The 14567-nt window shown below is 61.5% G+C and carries 17 protein-coding genes; 7 read left to right on the plus strand and 10 right to left on the minus strand.

What is annotated here, in order from left to right; all coding sequences use genetic code 11:
* Nucleotides 1–10 precede the first annotated feature (10 nt).
* The 4 genes from ilvC to miaA all read right to left on the minus strand — a co-directional run bounded on the left by ilvC (nucleotide 11) and on the right by miaA (nucleotide 4406).
* Nucleotides 11–1030, minus strand: a complete 1020-nt coding sequence (ilvC, locus tag VRS74_RS09405) for a ketol-acid reductoisomerase (protein ID WP_354144995.1) — start codon at nucleotides 1028–1030, stop codon at nucleotides 11–13.
* 13 nt (nucleotides 1031–1043) lie between these two features.
* Nucleotides 1044–1559 (minus strand): acetolactate synthase small subunit, encoded by a 516-nt coding sequence (gene ilvN / locus VRS74_RS09410; protein WP_354144996.1) that lies wholly within the window; start codon nucleotides 1557–1559, stop codon nucleotides 1044–1046.
* A 12-nt stretch (nucleotides 1560–1571) separates the two neighbouring features.
* Nucleotides 1572–3317, minus strand: coding sequence for an acetolactate synthase 3 large subunit (locus VRS74_RS09415; protein WP_354144997.1), 1746 nt, complete (start codon nucleotides 3315–3317; stop codon nucleotides 1572–1574).
* A 141-nt stretch (nucleotides 3318–3458) separates the two neighbouring features.
* Nucleotides 3459–4406: a tRNA (adenosine(37)-N6)-dimethylallyltransferase MiaA gene (miaA, locus tag VRS74_RS09420; RefSeq protein WP_354144998.1), complete on the minus strand. Its 948-nt coding sequence runs from the start codon at nucleotides 4404–4406 to the stop codon at nucleotides 3459–3461.
* On the opposite strand from miaA, the gene serB reads away from it, so the two are divergent.
* Nucleotides 4399–5283 (plus strand): phosphoserine phosphatase SerB, encoded by an 885-nt coding sequence (gene serB / locus VRS74_RS09425; protein ID WP_354144999.1) that lies wholly within the window; start codon nucleotides 4399–4401, stop codon nucleotides 5281–5283. The two genes, miaA and serB, sit on opposite strands and share 8 nt — an antisense overlap.
* Here serB and VRS74_RS09430 read toward each other — a convergent pair whose 3' ends face one another.
* Nucleotides 5284–5955, minus strand: coding sequence for a nitroreductase family protein (locus tag VRS74_RS09430; protein WP_354145000.1), 672 nt, complete (start codon nucleotides 5953–5955; stop codon nucleotides 5284–5286). It lies immediately after the preceding gene.
* A 108-nt stretch (nucleotides 5956–6063) separates the two neighbouring features.
* Between VRS74_RS09430 and VRS74_RS09435 the strand changes: the two genes are divergently transcribed.
* On the plus strand, nucleotides 6064–6858 hold the full coding sequence (locus tag VRS74_RS09435) for a Coq4 family protein (protein WP_354145001.1): 795 nt from the start codon (nucleotides 6064–6066) through the stop codon (nucleotides 6856–6858).
* A gap of 5 nt (nucleotides 6859–6863) precedes the next feature.
* Here the strand turns inward: VRS74_RS09435 and VRS74_RS09440 are convergent, their stop codons facing one another.
* From VRS74_RS09440 to VRS74_RS09460, 5 genes are read right to left on the minus strand one after another with little or no spacing between them, the layout of a single operon-like run.
* Complete coding sequence (locus VRS74_RS09440; protein ID WP_354145002.1) at nucleotides 6864–7262, minus strand: hypothetical protein; 399 nt, start codon at nucleotides 7260–7262, stop codon at nucleotides 6864–6866.
* A 5-nt stretch (nucleotides 7263–7267) separates the two neighbouring features.
* Nucleotides 7268–7612: a DUF6122 family protein gene (locus VRS74_RS09445; protein WP_354145003.1), complete on the minus strand. Its 345-nt coding sequence runs from the start codon at nucleotides 7610–7612 to the stop codon at nucleotides 7268–7270.
* A 12-nt stretch (nucleotides 7613–7624) separates the two neighbouring features.
* A complete protein-coding gene (purL, locus tag VRS74_RS09450) occupies nucleotides 7625–9859 on the minus strand; it encodes a phosphoribosylformylglycinamidine synthase subunit PurL (protein WP_354145004.1) in 2235 nt (744 codons plus the stop codon).
* Nucleotides 9860–9887: 28 nt separating this feature from the next.
* Nucleotides 9888–10550 carry a metal-dependent hydrolase gene (locus tag VRS74_RS09455; RefSeq protein ID WP_354145005.1) on the minus strand — a complete coding sequence of 221 codons (663 nt, stop codon included), beginning with the start codon at nucleotides 10548–10550 and terminating at the stop codon, nucleotides 9888–9890.
* Between the two features lie 7 nt (nucleotides 10551–10557).
* On the minus strand, nucleotides 10558–10959 hold the full coding sequence (locus tag VRS74_RS09460; protein WP_354145006.1) for a DUF2177 family protein: 402 nt from the start codon (nucleotides 10957–10959) through the stop codon (nucleotides 10558–10560).
* Between the two features lie 79 nt (nucleotides 10960–11038).
* Here VRS74_RS09460 and VRS74_RS09465 point away from each other — a divergent pair, with 79 nt between their 5' ends.
* From VRS74_RS09465 to queA, 5 genes are all read left to right on the plus strand, one after another.
* Nucleotides 11039–11293, plus strand: coding sequence for an exodeoxyribonuclease VII small subunit (locus VRS74_RS09465; RefSeq protein ID WP_354145007.1), 255 nt, complete (start codon nucleotides 11039–11041; stop codon nucleotides 11291–11293).
* A gap of 4 nt (nucleotides 11294–11297) precedes the next feature.
* Entirely contained in the window at nucleotides 11298–12203 is a 906-nt protein-coding gene (locus VRS74_RS09470) for a polyprenyl synthetase family protein (protein ID WP_354145008.1), read from the plus strand.
* Entirely contained in the window at nucleotides 12200–12709 is a 510-nt protein-coding gene (coaD, locus tag VRS74_RS09475; protein ID WP_354145009.1) for a pantetheine-phosphate adenylyltransferase, read from the plus strand. The genes VRS74_RS09470 and coaD overlap by 4 nt, the downstream gene beginning before the upstream one ends.
* Before the next feature lie 113 nt (nucleotides 12710–12822).
* Nucleotides 12823–13491, plus strand: coding sequence for a peptidylprolyl isomerase (locus VRS74_RS09480; RefSeq protein WP_354145010.1), 669 nt, complete (start codon nucleotides 12823–12825; stop codon nucleotides 13489–13491).
* 39 nt (nucleotides 13492–13530) lie between these two features.
* Nucleotides 13531–14565, plus strand: a complete 1035-nt coding sequence (queA, locus tag VRS74_RS09485; protein ID WP_354145011.1) for a tRNA preQ1(34) S-adenosylmethionine ribosyltransferase-isomerase QueA — start codon at nucleotides 13531–13533, stop codon at nucleotides 14563–14565.
* Nucleotides 14566–14567 lie beyond the last annotated feature (2 nt).

The following is a 14567-nucleotide window of genomic DNA, read 5'->3' on the forward strand; positions in this document are numbered from 1 at the left end:
CCTTTTCGGCTTAGTTCTTGGCCTTGTCGACCAGCTTGTTGGCGCTGATCCACGGCATCATGGCACGCAGGCGAGCGCCGGTCTGTTCGATCGGGTGCGCTTCGGCGCGCTTGCGGGCGGCCTTCAGCTCGGGCTGGCCGGCGCGATTGTCGAGCACGAAGTTCTTCACGAAGCGGCCAGACTGGATGTCATCGAGCACGCGCTTCATCTCTGCCTTGGTTTCGGCAGTGATGATGCGCGGGCCAGTGGTGATGTCGCCATATTCCGCAGTGTTGCTGATCGAATAGCGCATATTGGCGATGCCGCCTTCATAAAGCAGGTCGACGATCAGCTTGGTTTCGTGGAGGCATTCGAAATAGGCCATTTCGGGCGCATAGCCCGCTTCGACCAGCGTTTCGAAGCCGGCCTGTATCAGGTGGGTAATGCCTCCGCACAGCACCGCCTGTTCGCCGAAGAGATCGGTTTCGCACTCTTCCTTGAAGTTGGTTTCGATGATGCCGCTGCGTCCGCCGCCGACGCCGCTGGCATAAGCCAGCGCAATGTCATGTGCTTTGCCGCTGGCATCCTGGTGGATAGCGATGAGGCAGGGCACGCCGCCACCCTTCTGGTATTCGCTGCGCACGGTGTGGCCGGGGCCCTTGGGCGCGATCATGATCACGTCAATGTCCGACGGGGCTTCGATCAGGCCAAAATGGATGTTGAGGCCATGCGCGAAGGCGAGTGCCGATCCGGGCTTCATGTTACCCTTGAGGTCGTTTTCCCAGATCGCGGCCTGGTGCTCGTCCGGCGCGAGCACCATCAGGATGTCGGCCCATGCCGCGGCATCCTTGTTGCTGAGCACCTTGAAGCCCGCGCCTTCAGCCTTCTTCGCGGTTGCCGAGCCTTCGCGCAGCGCAATGGCGACATCCTTCACACCGCTGTCGCGCAGGTTTTGCGCGTGGGCATGGCCTTGCGAACCATAGCCGAGGACGGCGATCTTCTTGTCCTTGATGAGGCCCAGATCCGCATCGGCGTCGTAATAAACTTTCATTGTCTTCCCTCTTCTAAGCGCCTTGCGCGCCGCGCATCATGCCAACCACGCCGCTGCGACCGACCTCGACGAGGCCAAGGCCGCGCATCAGCGCGATGAAACTGTCGATCTTGTCCGGCGCGCCGGTGATCTCGAACACGAAACTTTCGGTGGTGGTGTCGACCACGCTGGCGCGGAACACATCGGCGATGCGAAGCGCCTCGACGCGCTTCTCGCCGGTTCCCGCAACCTTTACCAGCGCCAGCTCGCGTTCGACGTGCGGGCCGGCCTTGGTGAGGTCGGTTACCTTATGGACCGGCACCAGGCGTTCGAGCTGAGCCTCGATCTGGTCGATCACTTGCGGCGGGCCGTTGGTGACGATGGTGATCCGGCTCACCGCGTGGTTCTCGGTGATGTCGGCCACGGTCAGGCTGTCGATATTATAGCCGCGCGCGGTGAATAGCCCCGCGATCTTGGCGAGGATGCCCGATTCATTGTCGACCGTGATGTTGAGCACGTGCCGTTCGCTGGCAGCGGTTGCGATTTTCATGTCGTCAATTCCTCAGACCAAAGCCTTGGCTTCGTCGTCCATAGTGCCTTCGACCTGCTCGCCGTAAAGCAACATGTCGGTGTGCGCCGCGCCGCTGGGGATCATCGGGAAGCAATTGGCTTCCTTGGCGACCAGGCAATCGACCATCACCGGGCCGTCGTGGGCCAGCATGGCTTCGATCCCGGCATCGAGCCCGGCCTCGTCTTCGATGCGTATGCCCTTCCAGCCATAGGCTTCGGCCAGTTTCACGAAATCGGGCAGGCTGTCCGAATAGGAGTTCGAATAGCGGCTCTCATAGGTCAGCTGCTGCCATTGGCGCACCATGCCCATGAACTCGTTGTTGAGGATGAACACCTTCACCGGCAGGCGATACTGGCTGGCCGTGCCGAGCTCCTGAATGTTCATCTGGATCGAAGCCTCACCCGCGATATCGATCACGAGGTCGTCCGGATTGCCGAGCTGCGCGCCGATTGCTGCGGGCAGGCCATAGCCCATCGTGCCGAGCCCGCCGGAAGTCAGCCACTTGTTCGGATCGTTGAAGCCGAAATATTGCGCCGCCCACATCTGGTGCTGACCGACTTCGGTCGAAATGATCGGATTGCGGTGCTTCGTCAGCGCGAAAAGCCGCTCCACCGCCTTTTGCGGCATGATCATGTCCGACTTTTCGGGATAGGCCAGGCATTCGCGTGCGCGCCAGCCCGCGATCCGCGCCTTCCATTCGCCCAGGTCTCTCGGCTTGCGATCGCCCCAGGCGGAGATCAGTTGCGAGAGGACGTGGGCGCAATCGCCCACGATCGGCAAGTCGACATGGACCGTCTTGTTGATCGAACTGCGATCGATATCGATGTGGATCTTGGTCGAATCCGGGCTGAAGGCGTCGAGCCTGCCGGTCACGCGATCATCGAAGCGAGCGCCGATGCAGACCATCACGTCGCATTTGTTCATCGCCATATTGGCTTCGAACGTACCGTGCATGCCCAGCATTCCGAGCCAGTCCGGGTGGTCCGCCGGGAATGCGCCGAGGCCCATGAGCGTTGAGGTAGTGGGCGCTCCGGTGATATCCTGCAGCTGACGCAGCAAGCGGCTTGCTTCGGGACCTGAGTTGATCACCCCGCCGCCCGTGTAGAACACGGGGCGTTCGGCCTTGGCCAGCAGTTCGACCGCTTCGGCGATCTCGTCGGCGCTGCCGACCATGCGAGGTTGGTAGCGGTGTGCCGCCGAGCCATTCGACGTCTTAGTCGTGGAAGGGACCGCGATCTGCACATCTTTGGGTATGTCGATCACCACCGGACCAGGCCTGCCGGTGGTGGCGATACGGAACGCTTCCTCGATCGTCGGCTTCAGGTCCGCCGGTTCCTTCACGAGGTAATTGTGCTTGGTGCAGTGGCGGGTAATGCCGACCGTGTCGGCTTCCTGGAATGCGTCGGTACCGATCAATGCTGTCGGAACCTGACCGGTGATCACCACCATGGGAATCGAGTCGAGAAACGCGTCCGCGATGCCGGTAACAGCATTGGTCGCGCCGGGGCCGGAAGTGACGAGCACAACGCCGGGCTTGCCGGTAGAGCGGGCATAGCCCTCAGCCGCATGCGCCGCGCCTGCCTCGTGCCGGACGAGAATGTGGCGAATGCGCTCGTCGCCGAAAAGCTCGTCATAGATGGGTAGCACAGCGCCGCCGGGGTAGCCGAATACGAATTCGACACCCTGCTCGATCAGGCATTCGACCAGGATTGCTGCGCCGCTGCGCTCCTGTGACACGTTCGCTTCCTTCCATCCGCGCGGGCGACCCCCGCATTTATGCGCATTTCGCGCGCTTCACAATAAAACGCGGCCCGGTGCAGGGTCACGCACCGAGCCAGCGAATGACCCGCTATGCGTTCAAATCTAACGTGTCAACCGTTAACCACGTAATAATGATGCAAAATGATCTCCAATAGAGATATTTTGAGACTCGCATCTTGGCCAATCTTTCGGCGGCTGGCGCCGAAACCACGTATATTGCCGCTTGGCATAGTTGCGCGTTGCCTGCTGCCCGCTGGCTATCATTTCATCGCGAGAGACCTCGCCGCGCAGGTAGGCCGAAATCTCTTGTACACCGATCGCGCGCATCACAGGCAGTTCCGCGGAGAGCTTGCGCGCAAGCAGGGCTTCGACCTCCGCTATCGCGCCCATATCGAGCATGCGTGCGAAGCGAAGGTCGCAGCGGGCATAGAGCCATTCGCGATCGGGCAGCAGGACCAGCGGGTGAAGCGTAATCTCTTCACCGATCCCTCCCGCCTTCTCGGCCTGCCAATGCTCCAGCGACTTGCCGGTCGAGCGGACTACTTCCAGCGCGCGTGCAATCCGCTGGCTGTCGGCCGAGTTGAGCAAGGCGGCGCGTTGGGGATCCTCTACCTGCAATGCCGCATAGGCCTCACCAGTCGGGAGCGCACGCACCGCGTCCCGCATTGCCGGGTCTATCGGCGGAATCGGGGCTATCCCTTCCAACAGCGTCCGCATGTACAGCCCGGTCCCACCGACCAGAATGGGCAAGGCATCATCGGCATGCAGCGCTGCGATCTCGCATTTGGCCGCATCAGCCCAATCCGCCGCCGAGCAGGGCTGCGCTCCATCCCATGCGCCGAACAGGCGGTGCTCGATCCCGCGCATCTCTTCATCATCGGGCCGCGCACTGAGCACACGCAGATCGGCATAGACCTGTGCGCTGTCGGCATTGATTACAACCGCCCGCTTTCCTTGCTCTTCCAGCGTCAATGCCAGCCGAACCGCGAGATCGCTCTTGCCGCTGGCGGTTGGCCCTGCGATGAGCGCGACCGGTTGTTGTCGAGGAGAATCCGAAGTGCCCATCGCCCGGCTGATAGCAGACCCGGCCAGCTTGGAAACGCGCCTCGATGCTGCAACGCGCGCAATCGAGGCTGATGGCTATGAGCTGGCATCGGCGATGATGCTGGAATCGAACGAGGATGTGCTTGAGCTGCTCGTTCCCGATGGGGAAGCGGAGGCGCTGCAGAAGCTGCTCTCGAAACATTTCGACCCGGCTGACGTGCTGGTGTCGCAAGCGCCGATTGTTACGCCGGCACTGTTCGTGTCCGACATGGATTCGACCATGATCGAGCAGGAATGCATCGATGAGCTGGCCGACTTCGCCGGGATCAAGCACCATATTGCCGCGATAACCGAACGCGCCATGCAGGGGGAACTCGACTTCGAAAGTGCGCTGCGCGAACGGGTGATGTTGCTGCGCGATTTGTCCGAAGAGGCAATTTTCAAATGCCTTTCGACGCGCATCGTGCCGATGCCGGGCGCGCGCATGCTGGTCGAAACGCTGAAATCCAGGGGATGTCGCACCGTTTTGGTCACCGGCGGCTTTCACCAATTTGCCGATCCGATAGCCGAACAGCTCGGTTTCGAGCGGGTTGTCGGAAACAGGCTCGCCATCGACGGCGGCAAACTCACAGGGCAGCTAGCGGGTCCGGTAACCGACAGCTCGGTCAAGCGCGCCACACTTGAAGGAGAACTGGCGGAATTGGGTGAGGGCGCAGTATCGCTTGCGACAGGTGACGGGGCAAATGACGTTCCGATGCTGCTCGCGGCGGATTATGGCGTGGCCTATCGCGCCAAGCCTGCCGCAAAACTTGCCGCCAATGGCTGGATCGATCGCGGCGACCTGACTTCAGTGCTCAAACTGCTCGGCATTGCCCAAAGCGAATGGGTTGCGGGTTAATCATAGCCAAGTGGCGATCTGGCTAAGCGTCTTCTTCCTCAATGCATGGGCCGGAACGGTCGCCCCTTCTGCGGGATGGCCGACCACCACGATCATCAGCGGCTTCTCGTGTTCGGGGCGCCCGCAAATTTCGCGCAGGAATCCCATGGGGGAAGGGGTGTGGGTCAGTGTGGCGCACCCGGCTTCATGGAGCGTCGCGATCAACATGCCGCAGGCGATGCCGACGCTTTCATTGACGTAATAGTTCTGAGTCGCTCCGTCCTCGTCGATCCCGCCCTTGCGCTGTGCGAAAACCACGATCAGCCATGGTGCTGTTTCGAGGAAGGGTTTGTCTGCATCGGTCCCGAGCGGCCCAAGGGCATCAAGCCATTCCTCGCTCGCTTTCCCAGCGTAGAAGCGCTTCTCTTCCTCCTCGGCGGCTTCGCGGATCGCGCGCTTCTTCTCGGGCGAAGAGACCACCGCGAAATGCCACGGCTGGTGGTTCGCGCCGTTGGGCGCGCTGCCAGCGGCCTCGATCGCGGCCTCGATGACTTCGCGCGGCACCGGCTCTGCGGAAAAATAGCGGCAGCTGCGCCGCTGCTTCAGTCGGTCGCGCATGGCGCGCGCGCGGGCGATGCTTTCCGCTTCTGGCAGGCTGGGCAGCGAATAGGGGATCTGTTCGTGTGATTGCATGGGCGAACTACTCGCGCATTCCCAGGGAAAGGCAAAGCGGTAAGCATGTTGCAGCCGTGGACAGACAATTTACAATCCTGTAAATAGTGTCGCGATAATGAGGAAGCCATGACAAGCCTAACTGATCGTCCACTCGTTGCGTCCGGCCGCAAAACTTCCGGTTTCCGCCCGTTCAAGGTGTGGAAGCATTTCCGCAAGCTGGTAGCCGACAAGGAAGACACCGAACAGGTGTTCCACATCATCGAGGCGCTCAAGGGGCGCAAGGGGCATCGCCAGGCATGGAATTTCATCCAGTCGGATGAGGGCAAGCGCATGATGCGCGAAGAGGTCAACATACCGAAGATGCTCGACGACCACGCACGCTGGGCCGATTGCGGACCGAACAGCGTGGCGCAGCACTATATCCGTTTCATGAAGCGCGAAGGGCTCAGCGCTGCCGGACTTGTGGCGGAAAGCCACAAGTGGTCGCCGCCCGAAAACCGCCACCAGGACCAGACAGAATGGTATTTCGAACGCCTTCGCGACACGCATGACCTGTTCCATGTGCTGACCAGCTATGGACGCGACGGCTTAGGGGAAGCCTGCCTGCTGGGCTTCAGCTATGAGCAGAACCACAATCTCGGCATTCTCTTCATCGCCTATGCCGGCACGCGCCAGCGGCTGAAGGAAAGCAAGACGAACGCGCCGCTTTTTGACGCCATCCGCGAAGGCAGGGCGCTTGGCCGCGCGGCAGCAAAGATCGCGCATGAGGATGTCGAAGCGTTAATGCGCGAGGATATCGATGCGGCGCGCAAGCGGCTGAACATCGGCGAGCCGGTGATCTATCGTCGCTGCATCGCGCAACTGATCGAGGAAGGGCTGGCGGACAGCGACATGCGCTTGCCCGAGCCGCTCGCTGCCTGAGCTCCTTAGCGGAGCTCCTTGCGGATCATCAGCTTGAGACCAGACCAAGTCTGGTCAACTGCGCATACTTTCACATCGACGAAGCCGAGCGGCAAGCCGATCTCGCGAATCGTGTCTTCCGTGATGTCGGTTGCGACCTTCGAGGCTTTCTTCGGCCAGCTCACCCAAACGAAGCCATTGAGCGCAATTGTGTGGCGCAATTCGGTGAGCAGGTGTTCGAGCTCGGTGCGCCTGGTTACGAAAATATGCGCAACGTCGAGGTCTTTGATAGGGCCGGGTTGTTCCTGAACATCCGCTTCCGCTAGCTCGACATGGATCGGCTCCGGCATTTCGTGGAACCAGGCTGTCAGGCCGCGCTTCAGCGAGAGCTTCTTTGCCAGTGGCGTGCCTGAGTAACCCGCCATGATAGTTAGCCTCCGATCGCTTGCCCCAGACCCTGCATCCCGCAGTCGCTCCAGTCTACAGCAAGGTGCCACAATGCGCCTAATCCCAGTGCGCGCACCCACCATTTGGGCACGCCGAGCATGAGGACATAGGCGATCGCGGCCTCCCCGCCATGCAGCGGGTGGAAGCCGATGCTGCAACGATTGGGGTCAAAGATCGGATCGGCCAGCAAATGATCAAGGTCGATCAGGTTCGCTGCAAGAATGACGAGACCTGCCTGTTTCCAGCGCTCGCGCCACAATAGCCAGGCGATCAGAAACGGCGCGGCAAGATGCCCGCCGTAGTGGATCAGGGGCTGGAGCAGTTGCACCTGCTCTTGGCCTCAGCCCTCCATCCAGTCGCGGAAGAAGCTCTGGTGCGCGTTGCGCAGGTCTGCCAGCGACACACCGAGCAGCCTATCTCCGCCCACGGTCCCGATCCGGCGGAAACCGATCTGCGCGGTTTCTGCATTCTCGGTGCCCTTGGCGAGCGCGGCGTTAAGCGCTTCGGTATCCGGGACGCTGATCACATAGCGGCCCTGGTCCTCACCAAACCACCATTGCGCGGCGGTATAGTCGGAATTGGCTTCGACCTCTGCGCCAAGCCCGCTGGCCAGAGCCATCTCGGCGAGAGCGACGGCTAGGCCGCCGTCGGACAGGTCGTGAACCGCGTTGACCAGCCCTTCGTCAATCAATTGGTGGATGATCTTGCCCGCATTGCGTTCGATCACGAGATCGGTCGGAGGAGTGCGTCCTTCGTCGCGGCCGTGAATAACGCGTAGCCACAGCGACTTACCGAGATGCGACCGCGTCGGGTCCGGCTTTGCCCAGAATTCGGGGCCGACGAGATACAGCGTGTCGCCCGCGTTCTTGAAGCCCATCGTCATCATCTTCGAATAGTCTTCGATGATGCCCACGCCGCCAATTGCGGGGGTGGGGAGAATGGCCGAGCCGCCGCCGGTTGCCTTGCTTTCGTTGTACAGGCTGACGTTGCCGCTCACGATCGGGAAATCGAGCGCGCGGCAGGCATCGCCCATGCCCTCGAGTGCATGCACCAGTTGCGCCATGATTTCTGGGCGCTGCGGATTGGCGAAATTGAGGCAATTGGTCACCGCCAGCGGCTTCGCGCCGACCGCGCAAAGGTTGCGATATGCCTCGGCAATCGCCTGCTTCCCGCCCTCGTAGGGGTCGGCGAAAACATAGCGCGGGGTGCAATCGGTCGAGATCGCGATCGCCTTCTTCGTGCCATGCACGCGCACAACGCCTGCGTCGCCGCCGGTCTGGAGTGTGTCGCCCATCACCTGGCTGTCATACTGTTCGTAGATCCAGCGCTTTGAAGCGAGGTTGGGGCTGGCCATCAGCTTGAGCAGATCGGCGCCCACGTCAGCGCTTGCGGGCACGTCAGCCAGCGGCTTCACCTGCGCCCAGGCCCTGTATTCCTCCTTCGAGAGATAGGGCCGGTCGTATTCGGGCGCGTCGGCGGCGAGCGGCCCCAGCGGGATGTCGCACACGACTTCGCCGTTCCATTCGAGCACCATGTGCTGCGTGTCGGTGACTTCGCCGATAACTGCGAAATCGAGTTCCCACTTGCGGAAGATCGCTTCGGCCATGGCTTCCTTGCCTGGCTTGAGCACCATGAGCATGCGCTCCTGGCTCTCCGAAAGCATCATTTCGTAAGGCGTCATGCCCTCTTCGCGGCACGGCACCTTGTTCATGTCGAGCCGGATGCCGGCCTTGCCATTGGTCGCCATTTCGACGCTCGACGAAGTCAGGCCGGCGGCGCCCATGTCCTGGATAGCGACGATGGCGTCGGTCGCCATCAGTTCGAGGCAGGCCTCGATCAGCAGCTTTTCAGTGAAGGGATCGCCCACCTGCACGGTCGGGCGCTTCGCCTCGGCGTCTTCGCCGAAATCGGCGCTGGCCATGGTCGCGCCGTGGATGCCGTCACGCCCGGTCTTCGAACCGACATAGACTATCGGATTCCCGACGCCGGTCGCGGCGGAATAGAAGATCTTGTCTGCATCGGCGAGGCCGACCGTCATCGCGTTGACGAGGATGTTGCCGTCATAGTCGGGGTCGAAATTGGTTTCGCCGCAGACCGTCGGCACGCCCACGCAATTGCCATAACCACCGATGCCGGCGACCACGCCTTTTACGAGATGCTGCATCTTTGGGTGCTCGGGCCGCCCGAAGCGCAGGGCATTGGCATTGGCGATCGGCCGGGCACCCATGGTGAAGACGTCGCGCAGGATGCCGCCCACGCCCGTAGCAGCGCCCTGGTAAGGTTCGATGTAGCTCGGGTGGTTATGGCTCTCCATCTTGAAGATGGCCGCCTGCGCATCACCGATATCGATCACACCTGCATTTTCGCCCGGGCCTTGGATCACCCATGGTGCCTTGGTCGGCAGCTTCTTGAGGTGCAGGCGCGAGCTCTTGTAGGAACAATGCTCGCTCCACATCACGGAGAAGATGCCAAGCTCGACCAGATTGGGTTCACGACCGAGCGCATGCAGCACGCGGTCATATTCCTCCGGCGAAAGGCCGTGCGATTCGACGATTTCGGGCGTGATCTGAGACATGGAGAGCGCCCTTAGCGCCCGCGTGCCTCTATCGCCAGTCCCGAGCGCGTTTGTGCCGCCGATTGTCCCCCACCCACCGCGCAAAGAATGTGGCTACGGCAAAGGCGGCCAGCGCCTGGAGATAAAGGCCAAGCCCGGCTTCTGTGGGATGCGGGCCGAACCAGTTGATCGCCTGGAACACCAGCAGCAGCGCCATCAGCACCAGCGGTTGGCCAATCGGCCCGCGAGTGCTCCTGATATACCAATAGAATGCCGCCAGGGTGATGCCAATTTCCAGTGGCATTTCGATCGCGGGATAGTTCCATAGGCCAAGGCCGTAAGCCGTGTTGCCGCCCGCCAGTGTCAGGTCGGGCCGGTGTACCAGCCAGTCGAGCACCCAATGAGAAAGCACCACCAGTCCGGCCAGTATGCCTGCAATTTTTTCTCTCAAGATCGCGAAAACCAAGAGACCGAAGATCACCGCCCACACGCCGCTGCCCAGCAGGCTGTGGGTGTAAGGCATGTCGTAGAGGTCGAAAGGCACCATCACCGTTGCATGCGGATCGATCCGCATGTGCTCTATTCCGACTGCTGCGAAAGCGAAGAAGGCCCAGTCGACCAACTGCGCAGCGACGAAGAGCGTGCCAAGGCCGGGTGCCCGGCGGCTGACCGCGGCGGCGGCAAAGGCTGGGGCAAAGTGTCCGATGAACATGCCGGTCTCAGCTGGCGAACTTGAGGGTGGCCCAGGTCGCGATCGCGCTGGCGGTGGCGGTGGCAAAGGTGCCCCAAATGATATCGGCTACGCTCACATGGGTCGCCCAGACCTTGAATACTGCCTGGCTGGTGAGGTCGAAAGTGGCATAGCATAGCGCGCCGAGCAGCGCGCCGTTGAGGATTGCGGTAGTCACTTGGCCGCTTTCAAGCGCTGGTCGAATCGCGAACCAGACCATTCCGGCGAGGTAGGCGACATAGAAAACTGCTGCGGGCGCCAGCCGGAAATCATCTGCCATGATTTCGCCGATAACCGGGCGGTAGAGGTTTGGTCCTGCCCACCGCAGCCAGATTGAGTCGAGGATACCGAAGGCGACCGCAGCCACTACATAGGCGATTATCCACTTCATCGACGTCTCCCGTTGTCGACTGACAGCTTGACCGTCTGCGTCGTGGCGGTCAATGCTCGCTGTGCAAGAGAAAGGGGCCATGGCCATTTCCGACACGACCGAGATATCGCAGCTGACCTTCGAGCAGGCGCTGGGCGCGCTGGAAGAAATCGTGCAGCAGTTGGAGAGCGGGAATGTTCCGCTCGATCAATCTATTGCGCTGTATGAACGCGGAGAAGCGCTGCGCAAGCATTGCCAGAAGCGCCTCGACGATGCGCAGGCTCGGATCGAGCGCATTGTGAGTGACGGTGCAGGCGCGGCTGCGGGCACAGCGCCGTTCGATTCCGACGGGTAAATCAATGGGCGGGGGTATCGGACAAAGCCTCCTGAAGGATGGGCTTGCACGCGTTCAGCGCGAGGTCGACAGCGTGTTCGACGCCATGCTGCCGGTGCCGCAAGACAGCCGTGCGAGGCTCGTCGAAGCGATGCGATATGCCGCAATCGGTGGCGGCAAACGCGTGCGTCCCCTGCTGCTGGTGAGCACGGCCGAATTGTTCGGTGTGGATCGCGACCGGGCATTGCGCGCGGCCTGCGCGGTTGAGGCGATCCACGTCTACTCTCTGATCCATGACGATTTGCCTTGCATGGATAATGACGACCTGCGCCACGGCAAGCCCACGCTGCACAAGGCGTTCGATGATGCGACAGCCGTGCTGGCCGGAGATTCGCTGCATGCGCTCGCCTTCGAGATACTTGCAGACCCGGAAACCAGCGCAGATCCGTTCATCCGGGTTGAGCTGATTTCCACTCTCGGCCGCGCGAGCGGGAAGGACGGCATGGCAGGCGGCCAGATGATGGATATGATGGCCGAGGAGCAGGATTACGACCTCCACACAATCACGCGGTTGCAGCAGTTAAAGACCGGGGCCTTGCTGGCTGCGTCAGTGGAGATGGGTGCGATCATGGGCCATGTCCCGCCGGAGGGGCGTGCACATTTGCGCGCCTATTCCCGCGACATCGGGCTTGCCTTCCAGATCGCGGACGACTTGCTCGACCACGAAGGAGATGAAACCAAGGCAGGCAAGGCGCTGCGAAAAGACGATGGGCAGGGCAAGCAAACCTTCGTCACGCTGATGGGAGCTGAAAAGGCGCGCGAACAGGCCAAGGCTCTGGTAGAGCAAGCGGTAGGGCATCTTGCCGCGCATGGTGAGGATGCACGGATGCTCGCGGCAGTCGCGCGGTATATTGTGGAGAGGGACAGGTGACACGACGCATCGGTATTTATCCGGGAACCTTTGACCCGATCACGTTGGGCCACATGGACATTATCGAGCGCGGTGCGAAGCTCGTCGACGAGCTGATAATTGGCGTCACCACCAATGCCGCGAAATCGCCAATGTTCTCGGATGACGAACGCTTAGCCATGGTCGAGCGCGAGGTGGCTTCGATCGCAGACGGCAAGATCCGCGTGGTTGGGTTCAATTCGCTATTGATGGATTTTGCCGACCGGATGGGCGCTTCGGTCGTGATCCGCGGCATTCGCGGAGTGACCGACTTCGAATATGAATACCAGCTCACGGGCATGAACCGCCAACTCAACCACGAGATCGAAACCGTGTTCCTGATGGCCGATGTGGCGCTGCAACCGATCGCCAGCCGGTTGGTCAAGGAAATCGCTCTCTACGGAGGCGACATCTCCAAGTTCGTGACGCAGAGCGTGCGCGACGACGTCATGGCAAGGGTCGAGCACAACGGGCGGCTTGGTAGCTAGAGACTGTCTCACTAAGCTGTGCAGCCACAGGTGATCATTCATTGCGGCGACAGAGATGTGCGGCTAGACCGCGCGCCAACTCATCGGGAATTCAAACCTTCGTGACGTCAAACATGCTGAAGAACGTTTTCGCAATCGCCGCTTTGCTCGGCCTGCTGTCCGCCCCGCTTCCGGCCATCGCCCAGGAAGAGGCGCCTGCTGGCCCGCGTATCTACGAGTCAGTCAATTACGACCTGACCGCAGATCCGGAGAATATCTGGCTGCTCGACCTCTCCAATGGCGAACGTGTGGCGATCCGCCTGATGCCTAATTGGGCGCCCAACCATGTCGAGCGGATCAAGACGCTGACCCGCCAGGGGTTCTACGACGGGGTGATCTTCCACCGCGTGATTGAAGGCTTCATGGCGCAGGGCGGTGACCCTACCGGCACGGGGCAGGGCGGTTCGGAACTGCCTGACCTCAAGGCGGAGTTCAGCCCGATCCCGCACATTCGCGGCACGGTCTCGATGGCGCGAGCCAACGATGAAGACAGCGCCAACAGCCAGTTCTTCATCGTGTTTTACCCGCGCTTCAGCCTCGACAAGCGCTACACCAATTTCGGGCGCGTAATCAGCAACATGGCCGGTGTCGATGCGATCACTCGCGGCGAACCGCCCGCCAATCCCACGCGTATCTTGCAGGCATCGATCGCCGCGGACAACAAGCCGCGCCCGGCGATACCCGAATCTGAAGCGTCGCAGGACATCACTGCCGACATGCTGAGCGCGCCGATCGGCAATTAGCCTTCCCATCGCCGCATACCGCCTCTAGGGGCGCAGGCCATGCGTGTAGACCTGTTCGGTTTCGAGCTTCCGCCAGAACGGATAGCGCTGCGCCCGGTGCGTCCGCGCGATTCCGCGCGCATGCTGGTGGTGCACGGTGAAGGCGAGTTCATTGACCGCCATGTGCGCGACTTGCCCGATTTGCTCGAGCCGGGCGACGTGCTGGTCTTCAACGATACCCGCGTAATTCCCGCCCAGCTCGAAGGCCGCAAAGCTGGCGGCGAAGCGAAGATCGGTGCAACGCTGCACAAGCGGGAAGACCTGCGCCGATGGATCGCCTTTATCCGCAATGCCAAGCGCGTGAAGGAAGGCGACCAGATCGTCTTCGGCGGCGGAGTTACCGCCATTGCAGAAGCGCGGCACGCGGACGGCAGCTTCACGCTGTTCTTCGAAGGCGAGGAGCCGGTCGAGGTGCTGCTCGACCGTGCCGGTACCATGCCTTTGCCTCCCTATATCGCGGGCAAGCGCGCAACTGACGAACGTGACCGTGAGGACTATCAGACGATGTTCGCGGCGAAGGACGGTGCCGTTGCCGCACCGACAGCGGCGCTCCATTTTACCGATCGCCTGATGCGGGACCTCGCCGAGCACGGCATCCTGAGTGAAATGCTGACGCTGCATGTAGGCGCAGGCACATTCCTGCCGGTGAAGGCCGAAGACACCGAAGATCACCAGATGCATGCCGAATGGGGCCGGATCGAACCGCAGACGGCTGCGCGGCTTAACGCGGCACGCGCCGCGGGCGGACGGATCATCGCGGTCGGCACGACTTCGCTGCGCCTGCTTGAGAGCGCCGCGCGCGAAGACGGTACGATTGCGCCGTTCGAAGGCGACACCGCGATCTTCATCACGCCCGGCTATCGCTTCAAGGCGGTCGATGGGCTGATGACCAATTTCCACCTGCCCAAATCGACCTTGATGATGCTGGTCAGCGCACTGATGGGAAGGGAGCGCATGATGGCGGCCTATTACCATGCAATCGAGGCGGAATACCGCTTCTATTCCTATGGTGACTCCTCATTGCTCTTGCCCTAATC

This window comes from Altererythrobacter litoralis (assembly GCF_036324225.1).
Classification (GTDB): domain Bacteria; phylum Pseudomonadota; class Alphaproteobacteria; order Sphingomonadales; family Sphingomonadaceae; genus Erythrobacter; species Erythrobacter litoralis_A.

What these genes read in the sequence shown, in the direction of transcription:
- ilvC (WP_354144995.1), bottom strand. Translation starts at nt 1,030, where the DNA reads ATGAAAGTTTATTACGACGCCGATGCGGATCTGGGCCTCATCAAGGAC.
- VRS74_RS09440 (WP_354145002.1), bottom strand. Translation starts at nt 7,262, where the DNA reads ATGGCGGGTTACTCAGGCACGCCACTGGCAAAGAAGCTCTCGCTGAAG.
- VRS74_RS09435 (WP_354145001.1), top strand. Translation starts at nt 6,064, where the DNA reads ATGACAAGCCTAACTGATCGTCCACTCGTTGCGTCCGGCCGCAAAACT.
- ilvN (WP_354144996.1), bottom strand. Translation starts at nt 1,559, where the DNA reads ATGAAAATCGCAACCGCTGCCAGCGAACGGCACGTGCTCAACATCACG.
- miaA (WP_354144998.1), bottom strand. Translation starts at nt 4,406, where the DNA reads ATGGGCACTTCGGATTCTCCTCGACAACAACCGGTCGCGCTCATCGCA.
- queA (WP_354145011.1), top strand. Translation starts at nt 13,531, where the DNA reads ATGCGTGTAGACCTGTTCGGTTTCGAGCTTCCGCCAGAACGGATAGCG.
- purL (WP_354145004.1), bottom strand. Translation starts at nt 9,859, where the DNA reads ATGTCTCAGATCACGCCCGAAATCGTCGAATCGCACGGCCTTTCGCCG.
- VRS74_RS09465 (WP_354145007.1), top strand. Translation starts at nt 11,039, where the DNA reads ATGGCCATTTCCGACACGACCGAGATATCGCAGCTGACCTTCGAGCAG.
- VRS74_RS09480 (WP_354145010.1), top strand. Translation starts at nt 12,823, where the DNA reads ATGCTGAAGAACGTTTTCGCAATCGCCGCTTTGCTCGGCCTGCTGTCC.
- VRS74_RS09455 (WP_354145005.1), bottom strand. Translation starts at nt 10,550, where the DNA reads ATGTTCATCGGACACTTTGCCCCAGCCTTTGCCGCCGCCGCGGTCAGC.
- VRS74_RS09430 (WP_354145000.1), bottom strand. Translation starts at nt 5,955, where the DNA reads ATGCAATCACACGAACAGATCCCCTATTCGCTGCCCAGCCTGCCAGAA.
- VRS74_RS09460 (WP_354145006.1), bottom strand. Translation starts at nt 10,959, where the DNA reads ATGAAGTGGATAATCGCCTATGTAGTGGCTGCGGTCGCCTTCGGTATC.
- VRS74_RS09470 (WP_354145008.1), top strand. Translation starts at nt 11,298, where the DNA reads ATGGGCGGGGGTATCGGACAAAGCCTCCTGAAGGATGGGCTTGCACGC.